Below are 23,945 nucleotides of genomic sequence, written 5' to 3'. Positions count from 1 at the left end.
GCGGCGGGTCGGTCGCGGAGGTTCAGTCTCGGCGCATCAGTCGCGCCGCATCAGTCGCGCCGCATCAGTCGCGCCGCATCAGTCGCGGCGGTGGGTGTCGGTGCGGTGGCGGTTGGCGTCGCGCCAGGTGCGGCTCGGGTCGATCCAGGCCGGGGCTTTGACCTGGGGGCGGCCGTTGACCATCATGATCTCCCAGCCGGACGTTTCGATGGTGTGATGATGCCGCCAACACAACGCCACACCATTGTCGACCTCAGTGACGCCGCCTTTGCTCCAGGGGATCACGTGATGAAATTCGAGCCACTGTGTGGGGGCGTCGCAGCCGGGAACGCCGCAGCCGCCGTCGCGGGCGAGGATCGCCCGGCGTTGGGCACGGTTGAACAGTCGTTGCGGATCGGTCAGGGTGAGAACCTCACCGTTCGGACCGAACAGAACCGTTTGGGTGCCTCCGGCACACATCATCTGATCCACCGTGCGAAGCGAAATGGGGGCGTCGACACCATCGATCCAGCCGACACCGCGACCGGCTTCAATATCGTTCACGTTCACATGCACCACCACCGTCGGCGGTGCACCACCAATGCTGGGAGTGTTATCGGCCTGAGCCAACTGGGTGAACATGCCGCGCAGAATATCGGCCCGCTTCTCACCGGCCGTACGGGTGTCGACATCATCGAACTCGTGCCCGGCCGACCCGGGAAGAGGCGCCTCGGCCGAGGCTGAACCCTGACCGTGGTCGTCATGGTCGTGGTCGTGGTCATCGCGTTCGTGGTCACGGTCGTCGTGCTCGCGGTCGCGCTCGTCGTCCAAGTCGTGTCCGTCGGGACCGTCGTGAGAATCCTGCTCGGAGCGGTCGTCGTGCTCGGCGCGGTCGTCGTGCTCGGAACGGTCGTCGTGCTCGGAACGGTCGTCGCGTGCCTCATCGCGGGCTTGTTCGGCGGCGGTCGGGAACGCGGGGGTTTTGCGGGCGGCGATGAAGGCGTCGAAGGTGAGGTTCATGATTCCGTACAGATCAGGAGTCACACCACCCCGCACCGGATAGATTCCGTCTTTGAAGCGGCCGAAACTGATCGTGCTCGTCGCCTCACCCTCGACCTCGTTCGGCGCCACCCCGTCGGGGTCCAGCGCCGCCTGCCACTGCAACAGCTGCACCCGCATCGAGTCCGCCGAGAACGCAAAGCCCGCGCCCGGCTCACCCTCATTCTCGGCCGTAATCGTGCCCGTCGCCGCAGACACCAGAGCGCGTTCCGCAGCCGCAAGATCATCGGGGGCGACACGCGGGGAGATCTCCGCCAGACCGGACATGATCACCTCCGCCGCATCCACCCCCAGCAAGCCCGAAGCGACCGCGGCACCGACCGTGGGGAACAGGGCGGGGATGATCGTTCCGACGTGCTGCGTGTCCCGCATTCGCAAACCGAGGGCGCTGCGGCGTTTCGCTTCCCGGCCGGAGATGCGGGTGACCCGGGTGATCAGGTCGACGCCACTGGTGCAGCCCCGCTTCGCTGCGAGGGAGTCCCGGCCCAGCCACCGGCCGGAGCGTTCCTCGACCGTCGCCGCCACAGCCACCCGTCCCGCATCAACCAGCCGGCCCACACCTTCGAACGCACCGAGCACACCGAGTAGGTCGTCATCGGTGAACCGGTCGGGGCTGACCGTTCCGAGCCCCGCCCACAGCGCCTGCGTCTGCTCGAGCACCGCCAGCACCATGGCCGCGGTCGGTGCCGACGCACCCGGGGCGGGCGTCGGCTCCGGGGCGGAGACGGGGGGTGGGAGGGTGATTGACATAGCTCTATTCTCCCAAAGAACGAACATGATTACGAGCTTTTCTCAGTATAGGTGGATAAGTTCTCGAAGCTGTGTCTGTGGAGGGATCGAGAACTTGAGGCGGCCAAAAACTCGCCCGCGGGTCTCGAGGGTGGCGCGCAGGATCTCGACACGCTCGATCAGCGGAAGGGGTGCGGGCTCGAGCGCCGAACCGTGGGTCGAGCTTGTCGAGACCTCGTTCCTCGGTTTCGGGAGTGGCTCACGGGATCTCGACGAGCTCGATCAACGGCGTGGGCTGGATCTGCGGAGGGGCGAGGGGTCGATTGCCGAACCGTGGGTCGAGCTTGTCGAGACCACGGTCTACGGTCTCGAGGGTGGCTTACGGGATCTCGACGAGCTCGATCAACGGCGTGGGCTGGATCTGCGGAGGGGCGAGGGGTCGATTGCCGAACCGTGGGTCGAGCTTGTCGAGACCACGCTCCCCCGTCTCGAGGGCGGCTCGCGGGATCTCGACGAGCTCGATCAACGGAAGGGTACGGACTCGAGGGTGGCTCACGGGATCTCGACGAGCTCGATCAACGGAGTGGGCTCGATCAACGGAATGGGCTCGATCAACGGAATGGGTTCGATCAGCGGTGCGGGCTGGATCTGCGGGGTGGGCTGGATCTGCGGAAGGGGCGCGGGACCGGTTATTGAACCGTCGGTCGAGCTTGTCGAGACCGCGGCCACGGTTCTCGAGGGTGGCTCGCGGGATCTCGACAGGCTCGATCAGCGGCGTGGGCTGGATCTGCGGGGTGGGCTCGATCAACGGACGGGTGCACGGTCGGGAGGGGGATCTCGACGGGCTCGATCAACGGCGGAGTGCACGGCGGGGTGCACGGCGGGGTGCACGACGGGGTGCACGACGGGGCGATCAGCGGGGTGGGGACGGTCAGCGGAGTAGGACGATCAACGGGAGGCAAGCAGCCGAGCCAGCGTGCCGCGCATGACCTGCTCAAGCTCGGTCGCCGACACCGCCCGCACAAACCAGTCGGGCACGTCGAAGAGCTGCTCGGCGGCGAGAGCGCCGAGGCCCGGCGCGAAGTCGGAACCCCACAGCATCCGCTCGGCACCAAACTCCGAGAGCACGTGAAGGGTCTCGTCCTGCGCTCGAGAGTGCGGGAAAACCGGATCGATGGCGTAGAGTCCGGACAGTTTGACCAACACACTCGGGCAATCGGCGAGGTCACGCACGGCTGCCGCACGAGCCACCCACTCATCCGAGTGGCCCTCAGCAGCTCCAGGAGAGGTGCCCGCAGCAGGATCAGCAGCAGGGTCAGCAGCGGGACCCGGCAGCCCCAGGTGACTGAGGAGCGTGGCCCCGCCCCGGCGTCCCCGAATAACCTCACGCACTCCCGCGATTCCGGCCGGGGTGACGTTGAGGCTCAGCAGCGCATTCGCCTCATCGAGCACCCGCCAGACGTCAGAATCGAAGGCGTTCACGGCCTCGCCATCGGCCCCCAGCTCAAGCGAGAATCCGGCGGCCCCGGCCTCGAGTGCGTCCGCGACCTGCGCGGGCAGAAGCGGCTCCGCCGGGTCGAGAAAGAGCAGCGGCGCGATCCAGTCATGCCTACGCGCCAGCGCCAAGATGTAGTCATTGTTGCCCGCGAATCGCGGCTCACCCTCGACGCCGATCACAAGGGCATGCTCGATCGAATACCGGGTGCGGATCTGTTCGTAGTCGGCCAGCTCGGCACCGGCTTCGCGCGTTCCCGAAAAGCCATACTCGAAGAGATGGATGTGCGCGTCGGCCCGATTCATCGGCGACGGCACCCGAGACTCGACGGCGTCCGAGGCAGGCAAGGCAGGCAAGGCGGCGCCAGGGGCGTCACAGAACATGGAGGCCCGGAACGCATCAGAACAGCGTGTATCCGCCATCGACCGTGACGATCGAGCCCGTCATGAAACTCGATGCCTCGCTGGCCAGAAAGATCACAACCGGCCCGAGCTCGGCCGGCATCCCATAGCGCTTCATCGCCGCCGGTTCGACGCACCACTCCCGATATTCCGGCTGATCCACCGGCGACATCTCCGTCAGAAAGTAGCCCGGCGCCAGGGCATTGACACGGATGCCGTACGGAGCCCACTCGGCCGCCAACGCCTTCGTCAGCTGATGCACGGCCGCCTTCGACGCCAGGTAGGGCGCCTGCCAGCGCGGTCGATTCACGATGTCTGCCGACATCGAGCCGACGTTGACGATCGTTCCGCCTCCACGCTCCGTCATCCGTCGGCCGACCGCGCGGCTGACGAACCAGACGCCGTCAACGTTGGTACTCATCACCTCGCGCCACTTCTCGTCAGGCAACTCCAAGGCCGTGCCGCTCACTCCGATGCCCGCATTGTTCACGAGCACGTCGATCGGTCCGAGCGCCGCAGTGATCTCTTCGATCGCGCGCTCCACGTCGTCGACATCGGTCACCTCCAGCCGCACGCCGACGGCTCGAATCCCCTGCGCCTGCAGTTCATCGGCGACAGCCCGCGCCGACTCGATCGACCGGGAGGTCACGGCTACGGCCGCTCCCGCCTCTCCGAGCGCCTGAGCCATGGCTCGCCCGAGCCCGCGACTGGCTCCGGTCACGAGGGCGACCTTGCCGGCCAATGAAAACGCGGACAGCGCGCTCATGCCGTGGCCAGCGTGTCGTTGATGGCCGCCGCGTCAAAGAGGTGGTCGAGCATCATCCAGGCAGCTCCGATCACACCGCCGCGCGCCTTCGTCTCGCTCACCACGATCTCGAGATAGTCCGTCGCCATGGGCATGCATTCGGTGTAGATCGCCGAGCGCAGACCCGCCACGAAAGCTTCGGCCTCGCTGAGCGCACCACCGAGCACCAGGCGTTGCGGGTTGAAAAAGTTCACGATCGTCGCGAGCACCCCACCCGTGCGGGTTCCCGCCTCGCGCAGCGTCTGCGTGGCGAGCGGATGCCCGTTCTCGGCCAACGCAATCACCTCGGCGGTGTTCGACACGTCCACCCCCGCGGCGCGCAGGCTAGTCACGATCGCCGCGCCTCCCGCAACCGCGTCGAGGCAGCCCCAACGCCCGCACGAACACAGGGTATGCGGAGCGTTCGGAACCGAGACGTGGCTGATGTCACCGGCAATGCCCCGATGCCCGTTATGCAGGGAACCCGCGGCAATCACACCGCAACCGATACTGGAGCCCGCCTTCACGAAGACAAGTTGGTCGACGGGCTCCGACAGACTCACATATTCGCCGATCGCCATGAGATTCGCATCGTTGCCCACGAGGGCCGGCACACCACTGAGCGAGCTGAGCAGGGCCGCGGCGTCAACACCGTTCCAGCCCGGCATCCGCGACGGCGAGACGAGGGTGCGACCGCGTGACTCGACCGGGCCGGGCAGACCCAACCCGATCGCGCGCAGCTCCTGCCCCTCGGCCGCACTCTCGGCGACCATCGACGTCGCCTGGTCGGCAATCCACTGAAGAATGCGCTGGGGGCCGTCGGCGATATCCATCGGCAGGTGACGTTCGGCCAGGATGGCGCCGGAGAGATCAAACAGTGCGAAAGAGGCGTGGTGCGCGCCGAGGTCGACGCCGAGCACCGCGCCGCTCGTCGGATTCACCTCGAGGTGACGGGGGCGGCGCCCTCCGCGCGAGTTTCCCTGCCCACCCTCGCGGAGATATCCGCTCTGAATCAGCGATTCAACCCGCGCCGTCACGGTCGACGGGGAGAGCCCGGTCGAGCGCGCGATATCGGCGCGGGACGCCGCGGAGCCGGACCGCACCAGATTGAGAATTCCGCCCGGGGACGAGTCGTGGCTGAGCACGGGTGCGAACGCTGGAGTCATCGTCAGTGAGCCAATCCAAGAAGAAGCAGTTGTCTGACTTTACTTTACTAAGTTCCTGTGATTATTGGAGAAAGTAATTCCAAGATTGCACATAGTCGAAAGAGTACGTACTATTGCCTGACTACTGGATCGCCGACGATACGAGGATTTTTTATGGCTGCGAACACCGGGCACACATCAGGCTCCGCCGAAGCGACAACAGCGCGCCCTCCGATGGTCAGCCTGAATGCAATCAACAAGCACTTCGGTGAGAATCACGTTCTCAAGGACATCAGCCTCGACGTCGCCCCGCGTGAGGTCGTCGTGGTTGTCGGGCCGTCCGGCTCGGGCAAGTCCACCCTCTGCCGCGCGATCAACCGCCTCGAGACCATCGACTCGGGTGACATCAAGGTTGACGGCGTCTCACTTCCGAAAGAGGGAGTCGCGCTGGCCGAACTCCGCGCCGACGTCGGAATGGTCTTCCAGTCGTTCAACCTCTTCGCCCACCGCACGGTGCTCGACAACGTGACGTTGGCGCCGATGAAGGTACGCAAGATGAAGAAGTCGGTGGCCGAGGCTGAGGGCATGGCACTGCTGGAGCGCGTCGGCATCGGCGCCAAGGCCCACCAGTACCCCGCCGAGCTGTCGGGTGGCCAGCAGCAGCGCGCCGCAATCGCCCGCGCCCTCGCCATGGCCCCCAAGGTCATGCTCTTCGATGAGCCCACCTCGGCGCTCGACCCCGAGATGGTCAGCGAGGTGCTTGACGTCATGGTTTCGCTCGCCACCGAGGGCATGACGATGATCGTCGTCACCCACGAGATGGGCTTCGCCCGTCGTGCCGCCGATCGTGTCGTCTTCATGGACGGCGGACAGATCGTCGAACAGAACACCCCCGCAGACTTCTTTGACAACCCTCAGACCGATCGTGCGCGTTCGTTCCTGGCTTCCGTGCTGCCCCACTGACGGGGTCGGCACCACACCAGATTCGACCGCGGTCCGCGACGGTTTACCCCACCAAGAAAAAGGATAGGAAGCATATGTCAGTCACATCACCATGGCGCAAGAAGCTCCCCGTAGCCGGAGCGATTCTCGCTGCGGTCGCGCTTACCCTCACCGCCTGCTCCGGCGGCGGAGACGCGGTTCCCGGCGCAGCAGCCGGTTCCGACGCGCCGACGTCGAACCAGTCGGCCTTGTTCAAGGATGCTCCGGTCGCCGCGGCATCGCTGATCATTCCCGACTCGACCATGGCCAAGATCAAGGCTCGTGGCAAGCTCATCGTCGGCGAAGCGCTTGACGCTCCCCTGCTCTCGCAGCAGGACCCGTCGAACCCCGACAGCGTCACCGGCTTCGATGCCGACCTGGCGAAGCTGCTCGCGATCTACATTCTTGGCGAGCCCAACGTCGAGATTCGCCCGCCGGCATCCGAAACGCGTGAAGCGCTTCTCGCCAACGGCACCGTCGACGTCGTGTTCAACACCTACACGATCACCGAAGAGCGCGCCACCCAGATCGACTTCGCTGGCCCGTACTTCAGCTCAGGCCTGGCCGTCGCCGTCAAGGCTGACAACAAGGACATCAAGGGCATCGATGACCTCGCGGGCAAGACCGTGATCGTCGGGGCAAACACCCCGGCCGTGACCGCCGTTCCCGAGAAGCAGCCGACCGCCACTCTGGTGTCGTTCGCCACCGACCCCCAGGCCGTTCAGGCTCTGATCCAGGGTCGCGGCGACGCGTACGTGCAGGACTACACCCTGCTCGCCAGCGATGCAGCAGCCAACGACAAGATCAAGGTCGTCGGTCAGCCGTTCACGAGCGAGCCGTACGGCATCGGTCTGAAGCACGGTGACACCGACTTCAAGAACTTCATCAACACGTGGCTCACCACCATCCAGGAAAAGGGCCAGTGGGGCCAGGCGTGGAAGGGCTCGCTCGGCACAGTTGTCGACTCCGAGATCCCCACCCCTCCCGCAATCGGCTCAGTTCCCGGTTCCTAACGAGTAAGGCAGCGCCACGAACGGCATCTGATGAATATTCTGTCTCCTGAAAATATCGGGCTCCTGCTTCAGGCGCTCGGCACGACGCTCATGATGGCCGTCGTGGCCGGTATCGGTTCCCTCATTCTTGGGGTTCTGATCACGGTGGCACGGGTAAGCCCCATCCCGATCTTGCGGGGGGCCGCCTTCTGCTACGTGCAGTTCTTCATCAACGTGCCGCTTTTGGCGCTGCTTATTCTCGCCGTCTTCGCCCTGCCCGACGCCGGCTTGATACTGCCGCTCGTGCCCACCGCCATCATCGTGCTGACCTTCTATGAAGCGGCATATGTGGCGGAGGCCGTGCGCAGTGGTATCAACACCGTCGGCGTCGGCCAGGTCGAAGCAGGACGTGCGCTCGGGCTCTCGCTCGCGCAATCATTCCGCTACATCGTCATTCCACAGTCTCTGCGCGCCGTCGTTCAGCCCCTCGGCAACGTGATGATCGCCCTCGCCATGAACACCGCCCTGGCGGCCGTCGTCGGCGTGGTCGAGCTGACCAGCCAGGTGAACAAGATCAACCTCGTCTACGCACAGCCCATCGAGATCTTCACCGCGGCCGGACTCGTCTATATGGCGATCGCCCTGGTGATCGGTGTCAGTGCCGGCTGGATCGAACGAAAGGTGGCGATCGTCCGATGACTCAGTCACGTCACAGCGCTGCAAGCTTTCTCTACGAAGAGCCCGGCCCCCGCGGCCGCCGCGCCATCCGGATCGGTTCCGTCCTCAGTGTGCTCGTGCTGCTCGGCCTCCTCGCCGCCGGCCTCTGGCAGTTCGGTTCACACGGCCAGCTCGATGCCGACAAGTGGACGCCGTTCGCCTCCTGGTCCATCTGGCAGTACCTGTTCGTCGGCCTCGGCGGCACACTCGCCGCCGCCGCCCTCGTCGCCCTCTTCGGTTCGGTCTTCGGCATCGTGCTGGCACTCGGCCGCCTGAGCCCCGTGCGTCCCATCCGCTGGTTGTCGTCCGGTTACATCGAGGTCGCCCGTACCGTTCCGGTGCTGCTGCTGATCTACCTGATGCTCTTCGGTCTCCCCCAGCTCGGCATCAACTTTCCGACGCTCTGGCAGTTGGTCATTCCGCTGACCATTGCCAACGCCGCCGTCTTCGCCGAGATCGTGCGCGCCGGCATCCTGAGCCTGCCCCGCGGCCAAGCGGAAGCCGCACTCAGCCTCGGCCTGCGCAAGAACCAGTCCATGCGCTACGTCGTGTTGCCGCAGGCTCTGCGCAACGTGACGCCGTCGCTCGTGAGCCAGCTGGTCAGCCTGATCAAGGACACCTCGCTCGGCTACATCGTGGCCTACACCGAGTTGCTCTATCGCGGCCAGGTGCTCTCGGCGTTCAACCACCTGCTCATTCAGACATTCCTCGTCGTCACGCTGATCTACTTGGTCTTCAACGGCAGCCTGTCTGCCCTGGCCACCCGGCTGCAGAAGCCCGGTCGCCGTCGTCGGCCGGTCGCACCGCTGGCGACAGCCTTGCCGCTGCCGATCGGTCACTCCACCCAGGACACCCATGAATAGTTCGGATGCCGTGGTGCTCGCCGTCGATGTGGGCGGCACCACGATGAAGGGCGCCGTCGTCACCGTGGGCGGCGAGACCGTCGTCACCGCGACTCGCCCGACCCCCGCGACCGACATCGTCCGCGCTCTGGTCGACCTGCTCGAACACCTCGCCGCGGAAGCCGCTACGCGCGGCCTCAGCGTCGAATCGGCCGGTGTGGTCACACCCGGCATGGTCGACGAAGAGACCGGCACCGTGCTGTTCGCGTCGAACCTGAACTGGCGCGATGTGCCACTTCTCGCTCAGTTGCGCAGCCTGCTTCCCTTCCCCATCGCCGTCGGGCACGATGTGCGTGCGGCCGGGCTTGCCGAGAAGCTGCTCGGAGCCGCTCGTGGCTCTGAGAACTACGTGCACATTCCGATCGGGACCGGCGTAGCGGCGGCCCTCGTCTCGTCGGGGCGCACTATCACCGGCGCCCTCGGCGCCACCGGAGAGTTCGGCCACATCCCCGTTATCGCAGGCGGGGAGCCCTGTGTCTGCGGGCAAAATGGCTGCCTCGAGGTCTACGCATCCGGTGGCGGCGTCGCAAGGCGCTACGTTGCTGCCGGCGGTGAGGCGCTCTCGACGCGGCAGATCGTCGCCCAGCTCGGTGTCGACCCGATCGCCGACGAGGTCTGGGGTGATGCCGTGCGCGTGCTCGCCCAAGGCCTGACCATCATGACGTTGCTGCTCGACCCCGACATCATCGTGCTCGGCGGCGGCTTCTCGCAGGCCGGTGCGGCGTTGCTCGACCCCTTGCGGGTCGGCCTCGCCAACGGATTGGCCTGGCGGGATGCTCCGCGCGTGGTGCAATCACAGCTCGGCAGCGAGGCGGGCCGCATCGGCGCATCCGTTCTGGCCATGCAGGTCGCCGGACATGAGGCGCGCCTGGCCGAATGGGCCGTCGCCCACTAGCGAAACCGCTACTTAAGGCTGCCGGCCGTGATCCCCTCAACGATCTGCTTGTTGAACACGATGTAGATGACGATCATCGGCAGCGTGACGATCGACAGCGCCGAGAAGAGCAGCCCATAGTCGGTGACATACCGGCTGGAAAACGCGAGCAGCCCGGTGGGAATGGTCTTCAACGCGTCATCCTGAATGTAGAGCAGCGCCAGCAGGAACTCGTTCCAGCACGACAGCGCTGAGAAGATCGCGACCGTCGCCAGGCCGGGGCGAAGCAGTGGCACGACCAACGACCAGAACACTCGGAGGTCGCCGGCGCCGTCGATGCGGGCCGCCTCGAAAAGCTCATCGGGAAGCGCGTCCAGGTAGACCTTGAGCAGGTAGACCGCCAACGGCAGGCCCATCGCCGTGTAGGGCACGATCAGCGCCCACCGGGTGTCGGTGATGGCCAAATCGGTGAACATCGTCGCCTGGGCAATGAAGTAGGACTGCAGCGGCAGGAGCAGGCCGAGCGCGAGCAGACCCATCATCAATTCGCGACCAGGAAATCTGTACCGGCTGAAGGCGAACGCGGCGCCGACTCCCAGCAGCAAGATCGCGAAGACGGAGCTGCCGGTGACGATCACACTGTTGAGCGCATACTGGCCGATATGTCCCACGTCCCACGCTTCGGCCCACCGGGTGAAATCAATCGCGGTGGGCAGGGCGAAGGGGGAAGAGAAGATTTGGGCATTGGATTTGAAGCTCGAGAGCACCATCCAGACCATCGGAAAGAAGAACACGACGGCGATGGCGATGAGCCCGAGCATCACCAGCAGCCCTGGGATCCGGCGCACCCGGGCCCTCTCGAGGTGGCGGTCGTGCAGGGTCGTCTCGATGGGACGCTGTTGCAGGGTCGCACTCACGGTCGGCCTCCTTCTCTGCGACGCCCGGTGAGGCGCACGAACACGAGGCCGAAGCCGACGATCACTGCGGTCAGCAGAACTGCCATGGCAGAGCCATAGCCGACCTTCCCGAAGCTGAACACGGTCTTAACGAGGTACGTGGTGGGAATCTCTGTCGCGCCGTAGGGTCCCCCGTTTGTCATGACGTAGAACAGGTCAAAGCTCTGAAATCCCCCGGTCACGCAGAGCAGCACGGCCACGATCACGGCGTTACGAATCATGGGCACTTTGACACTGCGAAAGATGCGCAGTTCACCGGCACCGTCCAAGCGTGCGGCCTCGATCACATCACCCGGAACTTGACTGAACGCGGCATAGAAGATTGTCATGTAGAAACCGGCATACACCCAGCCAGACACGACGCTGATTGCGATGAGCGCCGTCGAGGTGTCCCCCAACCAGACGCGCTGGAATTCGGCGAGCCCGAACGTTTCCAGCGCGGCGTTCAGCAGGCCGAAATCCGCATTGTAGACAAAGGCCCAGAGCACGGCGACGACGACCATCGGCAACATCACCGGGGTGAAGATGGCAACTCGAAACCACAGAGAACCGCGCCGGATCCCGCCGACTAAACCGGCCAGAACCAGGCCGACCGCGACCTCTAGCACCAGGGTCAGCGCGATGTAGCCGATGACGTGCACGAAGGAGGCGCGAAAGGTCGCATCGTTGATCGCTGCGATGTAGTTGTCGAACCCGACGAAGATCTTCTCTCCGTAGCCGTTCCATGTGGTGAAGCTGTAGCCCACGGTGTTCACCACCGGCAGCAGAACGGCGAACCCGAAGACCAGGAGTGCCGGAGCGAGGAACAGGTAGGGCGCCAGCGCCCACTTCTTTTTCATCTGACCCCTTCCCAGGGAGTAACCGGCCGCCTGCATTCGGGTTGCAGACGGCCGGAGTCAATTAGCCGAGTTTCTTGTCGATACCGGCCAACGCGTCGGCCGGCGACGTCTGGCCCCCCACGACCTCGGCCAGTGCGCTGTAGAGCGCGTTCGCCATTTCAAGTTCGTAGCCGTTGTCGGGCGGGAGCACGATGGCGGGCGCGCTGGCGAGCAGCGCCGTCAGCCGCGCGGTGCGGGAGTCAATGCTCTGTGCACCCGACGCAGAGAGCGTCATCGGGGTCACCTCGGCTTCGATGAACTCCGCAACGAAGGTGTCGCTGTTCAGCAGCGCCAAAAATTCGGCCGCGGCATCCTGCTTCGTGCTCCTCGCGTTGACGATATAGCCGGTGACGACACCGATCACGCTGTCTTGATTCCCAACTCCGGGCATGGCCGGCAGGTTCACATAATCGAAGTTCAAGTCGGGAGCTTCGTCAATCGCCCAGCTCACCAGCCAGGAACCGATCGGATGCATGGCCGCCTTACCCTGGAAGAAGAGCTGAGCCCCTTCGTTGTCGTCGACGGCGTTGACGCTCTCATTGAGGCATTTGTGCTCGGTGAGTTGCGTGACATAACCGAACGCTTCTTCCCACTGCGGCGTGGAGAAGGGCGCTTCGCCGGCGAGAGTCGCGTTGTAAACGTCTTCGCCGACGACGCGCGAGGCGAGGTGAGAAAGCCAGTTGCCCACTGCCCAGAGGTCTTTGTTTCCGGAGGCAATCGGCGTGATGCCCTTCGCATTCAGCGTGTCGCAGGCAGCGAGGAGCTCGTCCCAGGTGCTCGGTGGGGTGAGTCCGGCCTCGGAAAGGATGTCGGTGTTGTACCAGAGCACATTCGTCACGTCGGAGGAATACGGAACCATGACGACCGTGCCGTCGATGGTCAACGAGTCAAACACGCTCGGGTCGAAGAGACCGCTGATCGGTCCGGTTGTCACGGCCTCGGTGAGATCAGCGGCAAAGCCATCGTCGTACCGCTGCTGGAGCCGTTTACCGGCCCATTCGAAATAGATATCCGGTGCCTTACGACCATTGAGCAGGTTGGGCAGGCCGATCGTCTGATAAAGGTCGTCATCGAGATAGTTCATTTCAACCGTGTAGCCCGGGTTATCGCTCTCGAATTGTGCGGCGACGTTGTCCCAGACTCGAATCTGCGCTTCACCCGGTGATCCCATGGCGATGCGCAAAACAGTGTCGCTGCCACCTGAACCGCCCCCGGAACATCCGGTGAGGGCGAGCGCCCCTGCGCTGAGCAGGGCGAGCGTGCCAATTGTCAGTGTGCGAAATCTGGTCATGATGCATCCTTTGCTGTCGACAGTCTCGGTGGTGCAGGGATTTCGTGGCGGGCGTGCTGAGGTGCGGTGAGTTCGGCCAAGGTCATGTCGAGCAAGTCGCCGAAGACCCGGCGATTCGCTGCACGAAGGGCGGTCAGGTAGCCGATCAGTTCAGTGGGCCCGTCGGTTTCGAGACGGTTCTCCCGGGCCAGCTCGGCCACCCGCGCGAGCGCGTCGGCCCCGATACCGAAGGATTCGATCCACGGGCGGGCTTCTGCGATCAGGGCCGGGTTTACGACGGGCCCGTTCAGGAGGTGATCTGCCGCAACCTGCATCCGATGGGCAACGTCGGCGAGTGCGGCCGCCGCAGCGTGCCGGTCATCGAACCGGTAACCGTACGCAAACGCGTCGAGGGCACGGGTGAGGGCGGGGGCATCCTCCGCACTTAAGCAGGAGGAACGCACAGTGTCGGCAAAAAGTGCGTATGCGGCAAGATCGGCGTCACCGACGACATCCCGAAGCGCGCGCATCCAGCTCTCCTCGGCGTTGTATTCCTCTGGAGCACTCAGGTACTCGGCAATAGTGGCAAAGGCGATCTTCGACGATTCGAACAGCTCCATCCCGTTCGAGATCACGCCGGTGGCGAAGCGATACAGGTGCCGGTCACGCCCCTGATACGGACCGATATGCAACTCATGCCCCATCGCGACGTCATTGACCGGATAGTTGTCCCAGTAGGTGACCGGGCGCAGAGTGGAGCGGGCGAAGAGCGCGGCATCGGCCAGATCCAGCGTTGCGGAGCAGATCGCTCGTCCACTCCAGAACAGATCGATGCGAGGGTCGATCCCGTGGCCCAACCGCGTGATGTAGTCCTCGTCGCCGGAGCCCCAATAGACGGTGGGACACACGATGAGAGAACGGGTGGGCCCGAGGTGTGTGAAGACAGTCCCGATCAGGGAGCGATGCGCCTCGACCAGATCGGTGAAGGCGTCTCTATCGGCCGGATGCTGCAGGTCGATGGGGATGTCGTCGAGCAGCAGCCCAAACGTCTCGACGCCGAGCGCCGCAACGGTGTCGTACTTGGCGGTCAGCGCCGCGTGGTCCGCGGCGCTCGAGTATTCGATGGAGAGCCCGGGTGAGAGGCAATAGACGAATGTGACCCCGTGCCGGCGGCACTGGTCCACCAGCCTTTTCAGTCGTGTCAACTCCTCGCCGAGGTAGGGCTCGCGCCAGTCTTCCCGCACCAGCGGGTCGCCTTTCGGCGCGTAGACGAACGTGTTCATGCCGCGCGCGGCAACGAACTCGATCAGTTCGAGGCGCTGCGCGTCCGTCCACGGCCGCCCGTAGAAGCCTTCGATCACGCCGCGGATGGCGAACATCGGCTCGCTGCTCCCGCTCACCGGAGCACGCCCTGGCCGATGTAGCGAGAGTTCGCGGCGTCGCCGCCCGCCGTATTGCTACTCGAGTACACCTCGGGTACGACTCCCCGCTCAACCATCAGCTGCACCGCTTCGGCGACCATTGCGTTCAGGATCGCGGCCCCCACCACTGTCGAGGTCGGAGCCACCCGGGTGTCGAATCCGCGGATTGACACCGCCGCATCCCCCACGCATCCGCCATTGTCGATCACGATGTCGGCCAGCTCATGCAGCCTCGGCTGTTGATTCGAGCGGGCCTGGACGGATGTCGAGTGCTGCAGACTCGTCACGGCGATCACCGACACACCGCCCTGTGTGACCCGTTGCACCAGCTCGGACGAGACGGCGTTGCTGCCGGAGTTCGAGGCGACGATCAGAACGTCGCCCGGAACGATTGGGTGATCGAGAAGCAGCGCGTCGGCAAGGCCACTCAGCCGCTCGAGCGAGGTGCTGAGCGGCGCGCTGGAGTGAAGCATGAGCCCGTCGAAAAGGATGGGGCTCACCCGCACCAGCCCGCCGGCCCGGTAGAACAGCTCCTCGGCGAGCATGTGCGAATGACCGGTCCCGAATACATGCACGGTGTGCCGGGCAGCCACGGTGTCGGCGACGAGATGCGCCGCAGCACTGATCTGTGGCCATTGCGACTCGCACAGCCGTGTGATCAGCCCCTGGGCGAGTTCGAGGTACCGCATTCCAGCCGACTCGGGCACCGTGTTCATGTCGACGTTCCTACTTTCCACACGTGGATCAGGTCCAGATAGCGATCGGTTACACCGGTCACTCCGATTCGGAGGGCGCCGTCGAGAGCCGACGCCTCGACGGTGTGCGATCGCACATCTTCGGTTGCGAGCAGCAGATCGAGTCGCTGCCGCAGCGGTCCGTGCCCGACGAGTAGTCCGCCGCCAAGGGCCACGGGCGTCGGCGAGCCGTTGGCCCAGAGCACCCCAGCCCGGATTGTGCCGAACAATTCCTCGGCCGCAGCATCGAGAATCACGCCGGCCGCCGCATCACCGGCATCCGCGGCCGCCTGCACTGCGCGGGCGAAGTGGGCGATCATGTTCACCGGCCGTGCGGCACTGTGCAGCCGGATGGGCAGCGTGGCCAGATCGCCGAATTGCTCGGTGGCCAGCGTCGTCAAGCGCGTCGCACTCGCACGCCCGTCGGTCGCTTTCAGTGCGGCGCGAAGGCCCCGGCTCCCAACCCAGAATGCCCCACCGGCGTCTCCGAGCAGGAACCCATGCCCGTCGATCACCCGCGGCCTACCGATCTCCGGAACGGCCAAGCAGGCGACTCCGGTGCCGGCGATGAGTGACACACCGTGACCACCCGACAGCGCACCGGCGTGGCTGGTGACGGTATCGTCGGCCAGCCACACGTCGGTGGCGCCGGTCGCTTCGGCCACGAGGGCGCTGAGGCGATCCGCCTCCGCGCGATCGAAGGGCGCCGTCGTCAAACCGAGCACGACCCTCTCAACCGGGGCGAATCCGGCGCGGCGCCAGCCCTCGATGACGGCATCCGCCACGCCCACAACGACGTCACCCTCCAACCGGCTGACCCCGGCGACCTCCACGATGTGCGCGTGTTCGGAATGTGCCAGTCGAATGCCCGACTGGCCGCCGTCGACTCCGAGAACCCTCATCGCCCACCGGCCTTGCTCTGCACAACGGTGAAGGCACCGCCTGAGATATCCGCCGTCAACTGATACTTATCGCCGCGATAGCAGCAACTGGCGATCATGATCACGTGCCCGCGAGAATCTGAATCGACCATGCGGATGCGCAGGCAGGCTTGCCCCTCGGCAAGAGTGAGCAGCTCTCGAACCCGCGCATCCGGCAGCATCGGTTCGATCGAGACCTGGGCGGAACCGGTGACGATGCCGTGGCGCGCAGCGAGCAGTTCATACAGCGAACCGTCGAGGTCGGCACTCGTGAGGCCGGGAACCAGAGATTCGGGGATCCACACGGTTTCCACCGCCATCGCCTCACCGCTGGCCAACCGCAACCGCGCGAAGCTGACCACGCGGGTGCCGATGGGCACCTGAAGTTGCGCCGCGATGCCCGCATCCGCGTCGGTGATCCGAAAGGCGAGCATGCGGCTACCGGGCACCAAGCCTCGGGCCCGCATATCTTGGCTGAACGAGGTCAAGCCGAGCAGACGCACGAACGGCTGCGGGGTGACATAGGTTCCCGAACCATGTCGGCGTTCCACCAGACCCTCCGTCACCAGGGTGTCGACGGCGCGGCGAATCGTCATTCTGGCGACTCCCCAGCGGATGCTCAAATCGCGTTCGCCCGGGAGGCGATCGCCGACCGAAGCCTCGGCAACGAGTTCTCTGAGCTCGGCGCGCAGCGTGTGTCTGGTCGAATCATCGGTGATGGCCACGCAGACAGTAGAGCGTACTTACGACCGGGCGACAAGGATGGCTGTAGACCACTTGAGCGATGGCGCACCCCCGGCCAGCTGCCCACCCCCGGCGATCTCAGGCCTGTTTCTGCGGCACGTTCTGGTCTTTGGCCGCCGACCAGCGAGACCACTCCGCGACGAGGCGGAACTTTTTAAGTAGACCACTTGCGTCGGCACGCTAGGGTGGGCGCCATGAGCGAGATGCACCGGGCGACGTGGGCCGATCTGCCGAGCCTGTACCGAATCTGCTTTGAGACGGCGGAGCGCACGCCCACGGGTAGCCTGCTGCATCAGCATCCCGATCTCCTCGGTCACGTCTACGTCGGACCGTATCTCGTCCGCGAGCCTGACCTGTGCTTCGTCGTCGCCGACGAGGCGGGCGTGGGCGGCTATCTGCTCGGCACCGCCGACACACGGGGCTTCGAGGACTGGGCCGAGGCCGAGTGGTGGCCAGCCCTGCGGCTGCGCTACCCCGACCGCGGCGGATCAACCAGCGACGATGAGCTGATCCGTCAGATTCACGCGCCGGTTCGAGCACCCGAGTCGGTGGTCGCGGACTTTCCCGCCCATCTGCACATTGACCTGATGCCCCGGCTGCAGGGTCACGGCTCTGGGCGAGCCTTGATTGACGCGGTTCTGGCGGAATTCCGTGGCCGCGACGTACCCGGCGTGCATCTGAATGTCGGCGCGGAGAACCACAATGCCATCTCCTTCTACCAGCACCTGGGTTTTCAGCAGGTGGAGGTGGGCGAGACGTCGCTCTATCTGGGAATGAGGCTGTCGTGACCTTTCCGCACCCCCGTGTCGTACCGCTGCGCGGTGGGCCGCAGCTGAGGTGGGGCGTGCTCGGCCCCGGTGGCATCGCCACCGACTTCGTCAGTACTCTGCACGCCCACACGGACCAACGAGTGACCGCCGTTGGCTCTCGCTCTGCAGCCCGAGCCGAGCACTTCGCCCGTACGCACGGCATCCCGCGGAGCTATGGTTCCGCCCAGGGGCTCGTCGACGATCCCGAGGTCGACATTGTCTATGTGGCTGCACCGAATAGCCAACATCGACCGCTCGCCCTGCAGGCGATCGCGGCCGGCAAACACGTGCTGGTCGAAAAGCCCATCGGGGTTGACCACGCCGATGCACTGGCCATCGCCCAGGCGGCCCGGGCTGCCGGGGTGTTTGCGATGGAAGCAATGTGGAGCAGATTTCTGCCGCAGACGGACGTGATCCTCCAGTTGCTCGAGTCCGGCCGGCTGGGCACGGTGACTCTCGTCACCGCTGACTTCGGCGCGGATTTCGGCACCGATCAGACGGTACCGGTCTTTCGACCCGAAACCGGGGGCGGGGCGATGCGCGACATCGGAATCTACCCGGTCTGGTTCGGACGGTTCGTGCTCGGGCACCCGCAGGAGATTGTGGCCCGCGGACAGCTGACCGATTCGGGCGTGGACGGGCAGGTGGCCATGATCTTCACCGCAGCTAATTCCGCCCAGGCACTCCTCTCCACGACGATGCTCGCCGACACCCCGACCGAGGCCACGATCAGCGGCACCCTCGCACGCATCGAGGTGCGGAGCCCGTTTCTGATGCCCGACGGATTCGACCTGGTCACCGCGGATGACCGCCAGAGCTGGACCGACGAGTCGGGGCTGCGCCTGCGGGACGGCCTCTGCTGGCAGGCGACCGCCATCGCTGCGCATGTTGCTGACGGCCTGACCGAATCCCCGTTGCACACGCTCGATGATTCGCTGGCGATCATGGAAATCATCGATGAGGTGCGTCGCAGCGTGCACGAGGCCGGACAATCCTGAGTAGGCTCAGCGCGCAGCGGCTACATCGGCCAGGCAGCCCTCTGCCGCCACCCAGGCGAGCATCGCGCATTTGACGCGCATCACGAATTTCGAGACGCCCTGGAACACAACGGCATCGCCGAGCACGTCCTCGTCGGGATCCCCGATCCCCCGCGAACGCATCATCTCGCGGAACGCATCAATGGTCGACTGAAGTTCGGTCGTCGTCAGACCCGGGGCCAGCCCGGCCAGCACGGATGCCGATGCCTGGGAGATACTGCAGCCCGCTCCCGACCAGGCCAGCGACCGCACCCGATCGGTGCCCGGTTCAAGCGCCAGCTGCAGGGTGATCTCGTCGCCACAGCTCGGGTTGCGCTCGAACCTCTCGGCATCCGCTTCGTCGAGCTGCCCGAATCCGGTGCGCAGTTTCGAATGATCGAGAATGACCTGCTGGTAGAGGCCGGCGAGTGCGTCGCTCATCATGCCTCCCCGAAGTAGGCGCGCACCTGCGCGACGGCGGCGAGAAAACGGTCGACCTCGGCCTCGGTCGTATACAGGTAGGCGCTGGCCCGCGTGGTGGCGCTGAAGCCGAGCCGGCGGTGCAGCGGTTGGGCGCAGTGGTGCCCGACCCGCACGGCGATTCCGTGCGCGTCGAGGAACTGGCCCACGTCGTGGGCGTGCACATCGGCGACGTCAAAGCTGACCAGGCCCGCTCGAGGCACTCCGGCGGCGGGGCCCACGACACGGATGCCGGGAATCGACGCCAGGCCCTGCAGCATCCGTTCGGCGAGTTGCTCTTCGCGTGCCTCGATTCGGTCAAGGCCAACGCCCTCGAGGTAGCGCACGGCCGCGGCCAGTGCGACGGCCTGTGAGACGGGCTGCGTGCCGGCCTCAAAGCGTTGCGGGGCCGGCAGGTAGTCGGCTTCGTGCATGGTGACGGTGCTGATCATCGATCCGCCCGTGCGAAACGGCGGCAGCGCGTTCAGCAGTTCGGCGCGACCATAGAGCACACCGATACCGGTCGGGCCGAGCATCTTGTGGCCCGATAACGCCGCGAAATCGATGCCGAGAGCGCGCACGTCGAGCCGGCGGTGCGGGGCGGACTGGCAGGCGTCGAGCACGACGAGGGCGCCGTGCGCATGCGCGAGGGCGACGATCTCGGTGACCGGCGCGACGAAACCCGTGACGTTCGAAACGTGTCCGATCGCGATGACCTTCGTCTTTTCACCGATCACGGCGGCTGCATCGGCGACCGTGTAAATGCCGTCATCGTCGACGGGAATGAAACGCAGGGTCGCGCCGGTCTGGGCGGCAAGCTCTTGCCACGGGATGAGGTTGGCGTGGTGCTCGGCCTCGGTCACGACGATCTCGTCGCCGGTAGTCAGGGCAAACCGCTCGGCGGCCGCCCCGCCGCGGCCGTGGCTGGCGTTGGCCATACCGTAGGCGACGAGGTTGAGGGCATCGGTCGCGTTGGACGTCCAGACGATCTCGTCGACGTCCGCGCCGACGAACCCGGCCAGCGTCGCCCGCGCGTCTTCATAGGCTTCGGTGGCCAGTCCGGCCAGGGTGTGGGCGCCGCGGTGCACTGCCGCATTGCTGTGAATCAGAAACTGCAGTTCGGCATCCAGAACCGACTGCGGACGCTGGGCCGTCGCGCCGGAGTCGAGGTAGGCCAGCGGCTGATCGTTGACGGTCTCGGCGAGCGCCGGGAAGTCGGCACGGAGCCGGGCGACCTCTGCCTCGGTCAAGGGCACGGTCAGGGGCTTGGCCATCGGCTCGGTCATCGGCTCTCGGGTGACGCCGGGTGCGGGTAATGACACTGACTGCCTTTCGTTGCGGCTGCGGCCCACCCTGCAATCGCTGGTGTGTCCGCCTGCTACAACCATTCTCCCGTGGCTGGTGTTCCCCAGCATCCGAAACTGCGGCCGGTCATACTCTTCTTGGGCCTTCAAGCCAGTAGACGGGGCTGTTCACGTCGACACTGATCCGGGTGTGGCTCGGAGCCGTTTCCGTTGCCTCCACGGTACTGGCGCGCACTACCATCCTGTACCCCGCTTCATTTTGCATTGTGAAGCACACCGATTCACTTCCCCAGCCGCGGCAGGGTGGCCCATACGTATCTTCGAAGTGGGCTGGCCGCCACGCCTGCTCCTCGACAACGCGCTGTAGGGTCGGCGCAATGTCCTCTGGGCTCTCATCCGTGAGTTGCGTCCACATGACATCGACTGTGTATTGTGAGCCATCGCGCCCGCGGTAGGCCTCGTTCCCGTCCCTCCTCCTTTGGTACTCCTCGTATTCATCGATCACCTCGGGAATCGACGAGACGTTCTCGGCGATCGCCGTGCTCACCGGTGCGAGCAAGTTCTGGGTCTCAGCTATTCGCTCGCCAAAGAGCCGGTCGGCTTCGACGGGGTCCATCCAGACCACGTCAATTTCCCTGTCGCCTGCGGCGTCCCGCGCCTGAAGCAGGACAAGCTCGATGCCGCCAGCCAGAAGCACGAACGCCAGTGGAACGGCAGGAATAGCAATCCACCACCGAGCAGCCCGCACTGGCCGCTCGCTCCTCGGCCGAAAACTGAATGCGCAGATCACCGCCGCGATATACGCGAACAGCGCCGCTAACGGCGAAACGATAGTGAGCAGTAACTCAAATCGCCGCGTGACAATGGAAAAGACGTCACGCAGCAGCGAGTCGGAGCTGCCGCTATCGCCAATGCCGCGCGCAGCAATGATCGACAATGCCAGGCCCGTCCAGGTCACCATCATGAGTATTGCGATCGTGAGCGGCGTGAAGGTGTGCCCACGCTTGCGCAGAATAAACCGCGGCGTCATGAACAGTAGGCCCAACGCCGGCAGAACCACGGGCGAAAGAAGGATGTAGAAGGCTACTTCCCAGCCCCCGGTACCCGACGTGAGCTTTATTACAATCAACGCAGCTGGGAGAAACCAGGCGATCCACGGCCATGCCTTCCAGAAGACGTCCCGTGCAGGCCTCGTTGCGGTCTCACCAGTCGACATAGTCCTTCTCCCCCACGAAGTCGTCGCTTGATTCCACCGAAAACAAGCTGAAGGGAGCAGTCTACGGGTGCGCGCCAACCGGTCTCGCCCTGCAGCCGGGCGTTCGTGATGCGCCAGCGGATGCCACTGGCAGGGAATACCCGCGGCATCCGCTGCGCTGTGCCTGGCATGGACAAACGCATCGGCTTCCTCTCGTTCGGGCACTGGCAGGCGATCCCCGGCTCGCTGGTGCGCACCGCGCAAGACGCACTGCTGCAGTCGATCGAACTTGCCGTCGCGGCCGAAGAGATCGGCATCGACGGCGCGTTCGTGCGTGTGCACCACTTCGCCCAGCAGCTCGCCTCGCCGTTCCCACTCTTGTCGGCCATCGCCGCCCGAACGAGCCGCATCGAGATCGGCACGGGCGTGATCGACATGCGCTACGAGAACCCGCTGTATCTGGCCGAGGAGGCGGCCGCGACCGACCTGATCAGCGACGGCCGGTTGCAGCTCGGCATCAGCCGCGGGTCACCCGAGACGGCGCTCGACGGATACGAGTCGTTCGGCTTCGTGCCCGAGCCCCCGCAGACGGCGGCAGACCTCGCGCACCAGCACACCGAGATCTTCCGCGCCGCGATCAGTGGTGCCGCGATGGCGCGCCCGAACCCGCAGATGACGCGGTCGCTCAGCCCTCTGGCGATCGAGCCGCGCTCCCCCGGATTGCCCGACCGCATCTGGTGGGGTGCCGGTTCCCGAGCCACGGCGGTTCGAACCGCAGAGCAGGGCATGAACCTGATGAGCTCGACACTGCTCACCGAAGATACCGGGGTTCCATTTGACGAGCTGCAGGCCGAACAGATTCAGATGTTCCGTGACGCGTGGAAGGCCGCCGGGCACGCCCGCGAACCTCGCGTGTCGGTCAGCCGCAGCATCATTCCGATCGTGACTGACCAGGATCGCGCATACTTCGGTGGGGCCGCAGACGGCGAACGGAGCGACCAGGTCGGGTACATCGACGGCGGCATCGCACGATTCGGCACGAGCTATGTCGGCGAGCCCGACCGCATCGCCGCCGAACTCGCCCAGGATGCCGCGGTAATGGACGCCGACACCCTGATGATCACGGTGCCCAACATGCTCGGCGTCGACTACAACGCCCACCTGCTGGAGAACATCGCGAAGTATGTCGCACCCGCGATCGGCTGGCGTCACGGGGGCTCGGGCACTCCCCTGGCATAACTCCTGCAGGTTCGAACCAATTCGGGCAACGGCCCCGACCCATTGCCCCGGGGCGGCCCGCCCCAGTGGTCTGCAGGAGTTATGCGCGCGGTGCAGGAGTTATGCGCGCGGTTTCGCTAGATCGTGAAGGTGCCTCCGGTGGGCACGATGTCGGTGGGCACCGGGGCGTCATGGCTATAGGAGGCCGTCACCAGAATCGGCATGTGGTCTGATGTGCCCCGAGGCAGCGTTTCGACGCTCTCGATGGTGAGGCCGATCGAGGTGGCCAGATCGTAGTGGCCACGAAAAACCTTGTAGCGCGTGTACGTGCGGCTGTCGCTGAGCGTGAGGTCGTAGCCGCGCGACTGGACCTTCTCACTCAGGTTTTCTTTGAACAGCGGGTAGTTGTAGTCCCCCACCATCAGGGTGGGCAGGCCCGGTCCGAGCGTGTGCAGCTCTTCATGGGCTGTTCGGATCTGGTTGCGCCGCAGCGAATTGCGGGCGGTCAGGGGCGCGGCATGAAACGAAGCGACGACGAGCTCTCGCCCCGCCGACCGATCGGTCAGACGCGTGCCGATCAGCCGTTCATGAGCCGGACTCAGCACGCGGTCGTGCAGCGATTTCTTGAGGGCGAAGGCCTGCGTGGTGATCGCATCAAACCGGTCACGCCGATAGTAGAGCGCGAGCCCCAGGCGGTTGCGAGTTGTGGCGTCGGCTAAGTGAAGTCCGCTGATCTCTTCGGGGAGAGCGAGCGTGTCGCACTCCTGCAAGCAGAACATGTCAGGGTCGTAGCTCTCGGCGAGTGCCGCGAGCTCTCCGCTGGCACGGTTCTTGCGGAGGTTATAGCTGATGACCCTCACAACTGTTCGTCCTCACTTTTCGCGGTGTAGATGACAGCCTACGTTCGCTCCGAGGCGACACGCTGCCATTCTGTGCAGAATTACACTGTACGAAAGATGTGAA

The 23,945-nt window shown here is 65.2% G+C and carries 25 protein-coding genes; 8 read left to right on the top strand and 17 right to left on the bottom strand.

The genetic code is table 11. From position 1 onward, the window contains the following. Window positions 1–78 precede the first annotated feature (78 nt). The 6 genes from HNR05_RS00930 to HNR05_RS00905 form a co-directional block, all read right to left on the bottom strand. On the bottom strand, window positions 79–1,788 hold the full coding sequence (locus HNR05_RS00930; RefSeq protein WP_179577309.1) for an HNH endonuclease signature motif containing protein: 1,710 nt from the start codon (window positions 1,786–1,788) through the stop codon (window positions 79–81). A gap of 358 nt (window positions 1,789–2,146) precedes the next feature. Next, complete coding sequence (locus HNR05_RS00925) at window positions 2,147–2,323, bottom strand: hypothetical protein (protein ID WP_179577308.1); 177 nt, start codon at window positions 2,321–2,323, stop codon at window positions 2,147–2,149. Then, complete coding sequence (locus HNR05_RS00920) at window positions 2,320–2,496, bottom strand: hypothetical protein (protein WP_179577307.1); 177 nt, start codon at window positions 2,494–2,496, stop codon at window positions 2,320–2,322. Before HNR05_RS00920 ends, HNR05_RS00925 begins: the two co-directional genes overlap by 4 nt. 219 nt (window positions 2,497–2,715) lie before the next feature. Next, window positions 2,716–3,567 (bottom strand): amidohydrolase family protein, encoded by an 852-nt coding sequence (locus HNR05_RS00915; protein ID WP_218868776.1) that lies wholly within the window; start codon window positions 3,565–3,567, stop codon window positions 2,716–2,718. 94 nt (window positions 3,568–3,661) lie between these two features. Beyond that, entirely contained in the window at window positions 3,662–4,429 is a 768-nt protein-coding gene (locus tag HNR05_RS00910; protein ID WP_179577305.1) for an SDR family NAD(P)-dependent oxidoreductase, read from the bottom strand. Continuing rightward, window positions 4,426–5,613 carry an ROK family transcriptional regulator gene (locus tag HNR05_RS00905; RefSeq protein ID WP_179577304.1) on the bottom strand — a complete coding sequence of 396 codons (1,188 nt, stop codon included), beginning with the start codon at window positions 5,611–5,613 and terminating at the stop codon, window positions 4,426–4,428. The genes HNR05_RS00910 and HNR05_RS00905 overlap by 4 nt, the downstream gene beginning before the upstream one ends. A 153-nt stretch (window positions 5,614–5,766) precedes the next feature. On the opposite strand from HNR05_RS00905, the gene HNR05_RS00900 reads away from it, so the two are divergent. The 5 genes from HNR05_RS00900 to HNR05_RS00880 all read left to right on the top strand — a co-directional run bounded on the left by HNR05_RS00900 (window position 5,767) and on the right by HNR05_RS00880 (window position 10,079). Then, window positions 5,767–6,555: an amino acid ABC transporter ATP-binding protein gene (locus tag HNR05_RS00900; protein WP_281369776.1), complete on the top strand. Its 789-nt coding sequence runs from the start codon at window positions 5,767–5,769 to the stop codon at window positions 6,553–6,555. 74 nt (window positions 6,556–6,629) lie between these two features. Beyond that, window positions 6,630–7,586 (top strand): glutamate ABC transporter substrate-binding protein, encoded by a 957-nt coding sequence (locus HNR05_RS00895; RefSeq protein ID WP_179577303.1) that lies wholly within the window; start codon window positions 6,630–6,632, stop codon window positions 7,584–7,586. A gap of 30 nt (window positions 7,587–7,616) precedes the next feature. Then, window positions 7,617–8,264, top strand: coding sequence for an amino acid ABC transporter permease (locus tag HNR05_RS00890; protein WP_179577302.1), 648 nt, complete (start codon window positions 7,617–7,619; stop codon window positions 8,262–8,264). Further along, window positions 8,261–9,145: an amino acid ABC transporter permease gene (locus HNR05_RS00885; RefSeq protein ID WP_179577301.1), complete on the top strand. Its 885-nt coding sequence runs from the start codon at window positions 8,261–8,263 to the stop codon at window positions 9,143–9,145. Before HNR05_RS00890 ends, HNR05_RS00885 begins: the two co-directional genes overlap by 4 nt. After that, a complete protein-coding gene (locus HNR05_RS00880) occupies window positions 9,138–10,079 on the top strand; it encodes an ROK family protein (protein ID WP_179577300.1) in 942 nt (313 codons plus the stop codon). The genes HNR05_RS00885 and HNR05_RS00880 overlap by 8 nt, the downstream gene beginning before the upstream one ends. A gap of 8 nt (window positions 10,080–10,087) precedes the next feature. On the opposite strand, the gene HNR05_RS00875 is transcribed toward HNR05_RS00880, so the two are convergent. From HNR05_RS00875 to HNR05_RS00845, 7 genes are all read right to left on the bottom strand, one after another. After that, window positions 10,088–10,975, bottom strand: a complete 888-nt coding sequence (locus tag HNR05_RS00875) for a carbohydrate ABC transporter permease (RefSeq protein ID WP_343062413.1) — start codon at window positions 10,973–10,975, stop codon at window positions 10,088–10,090. Beyond that, window positions 10,972–11,853: a carbohydrate ABC transporter permease gene (locus HNR05_RS00870; RefSeq protein WP_179577299.1), complete on the bottom strand. Its 882-nt coding sequence runs from the start codon at window positions 11,851–11,853 to the stop codon at window positions 10,972–10,974. Before HNR05_RS00870 ends, HNR05_RS00875 begins: the two co-directional genes overlap by 4 nt. Before the next feature lie 61 nt (window positions 11,854–11,914). Then, a complete protein-coding gene (locus tag HNR05_RS00865) occupies window positions 11,915–13,183 on the bottom strand; it encodes an ABC transporter substrate-binding protein (RefSeq protein WP_179577298.1) in 1,269 nt (422 codons plus the stop codon). Continuing rightward, a complete protein-coding gene (locus HNR05_RS00860; protein ID WP_179577297.1) occupies window positions 13,180–14,541 on the bottom strand; it encodes a protein O-GlcNAcase in 1,362 nt (453 codons plus the stop codon). The genes HNR05_RS00865 and HNR05_RS00860 overlap by 4 nt, the downstream gene beginning before the upstream one ends. A 17-nt stretch (window positions 14,542–14,558) precedes the next feature. Then, on the bottom strand, window positions 14,559–15,299 hold the full coding sequence (locus HNR05_RS00855; RefSeq protein WP_179577296.1) for an SIS domain-containing protein: 741 nt from the start codon (window positions 15,297–15,299) through the stop codon (window positions 14,559–14,561). Continuing rightward, the gene (locus HNR05_RS00850) at window positions 15,296–16,219 is read right to left on the bottom strand and encodes a BadF/BadG/BcrA/BcrD ATPase family protein (protein ID WP_179577295.1); all 924 of its coding nucleotides are present in this window, start codon (window positions 16,217–16,219) and stop codon (window positions 15,296–15,298) included. Before HNR05_RS00850 ends, HNR05_RS00855 begins: the two co-directional genes overlap by 4 nt. Then, the gene (locus HNR05_RS00845; RefSeq protein ID WP_343062412.1) at window positions 16,216–16,962 is read right to left on the bottom strand and encodes a GntR family transcriptional regulator; all 747 of its coding nucleotides are present in this window, start codon (window positions 16,960–16,962) and stop codon (window positions 16,216–16,218) included. The genes HNR05_RS00850 and HNR05_RS00845 overlap by 4 nt, the downstream gene beginning before the upstream one ends. A 213-nt stretch (window positions 16,963–17,175) precedes the next feature. On the opposite strand from HNR05_RS00845, the gene HNR05_RS00840 reads away from it, so the two are divergent. Together HNR05_RS00840 and HNR05_RS00835 are read left to right on the top strand one after the other, a co-directional pair. Further along, a complete protein-coding gene (locus HNR05_RS00840; protein WP_179577294.1) occupies window positions 17,176–17,769 on the top strand; it encodes a GNAT family N-acetyltransferase in 594 nt (197 codons plus the stop codon). After that, window positions 17,766–18,788 carry a Gfo/Idh/MocA family oxidoreductase gene (locus HNR05_RS00835; protein ID WP_179577293.1) on the top strand — a complete coding sequence of 341 codons (1,023 nt, stop codon included), beginning with the start codon at window positions 17,766–17,768 and terminating at the stop codon, window positions 18,786–18,788. Before HNR05_RS00840 ends, HNR05_RS00835 begins: the two co-directional genes overlap by 4 nt. Before the next feature lie 6 nt (window positions 18,789–18,794). Here the strand turns inward: HNR05_RS00835 and sufU are convergent, their stop codons facing one another. The 3 genes from sufU to HNR05_RS00820 form a co-directional block, all read right to left on the bottom strand. Next, a complete protein-coding gene (gene sufU / locus HNR05_RS00830) occupies window positions 18,795–19,247 on the bottom strand; it encodes a Fe-S cluster assembly sulfur transfer protein SufU (protein ID WP_179580407.1) in 453 nt (150 codons plus the stop codon). Further along, the gene (locus tag HNR05_RS00825; RefSeq protein ID WP_179580405.1) at window positions 19,247–20,551 is read right to left on the bottom strand and encodes an aminotransferase class V-fold PLP-dependent enzyme; all 1,305 of its coding nucleotides are present in this window, start codon (window positions 20,549–20,551) and stop codon (window positions 19,247–19,249) included. Before HNR05_RS00825 ends, sufU begins: the two co-directional genes overlap by 1 nt. Window positions 20,552–20,696: 145 nt before the next feature. Further along, the gene (locus HNR05_RS00820) at window positions 20,697–21,785 is read right to left on the bottom strand and encodes a hypothetical protein (protein WP_179577292.1); all 1,089 of its coding nucleotides are present in this window, start codon (window positions 21,783–21,785) and stop codon (window positions 20,697–20,699) included. A 168-nt stretch (window positions 21,786–21,953) separates the two neighbouring features. Here HNR05_RS00820 and HNR05_RS00815 point away from each other — a divergent pair, with 168 nt between their 5' ends. Continuing rightward, a complete protein-coding gene (locus HNR05_RS00815; RefSeq protein ID WP_179577291.1) occupies window positions 21,954–23,003 on the top strand; it encodes an LLM class flavin-dependent oxidoreductase in 1,050 nt (349 codons plus the stop codon). A 116-nt stretch (window positions 23,004–23,119) separates the two neighbouring features. Here the strand turns inward: HNR05_RS00815 and HNR05_RS00810 are convergent, their stop codons facing one another. Then, entirely contained in the window at window positions 23,120–23,842 is a 723-nt protein-coding gene (locus tag HNR05_RS00810; protein ID WP_179577290.1) for an endonuclease/exonuclease/phosphatase family protein, read from the bottom strand. Window positions 23,843–23,945 lie beyond the last annotated feature (103 nt).

Origin of the sequence: Leifsonia psychrotolerans (assembly GCF_013410665.1) — a bacterium.
GTDB lineage: Bacteria > Actinomycetota > Actinomycetes > Actinomycetales > Microbacteriaceae > Cryobacterium > Cryobacterium psychrotolerans_A.
Note: the sequence above shows the minus strand (reverse complement) of the source record. Positions and strands in the feature narration are given on the sequence as shown.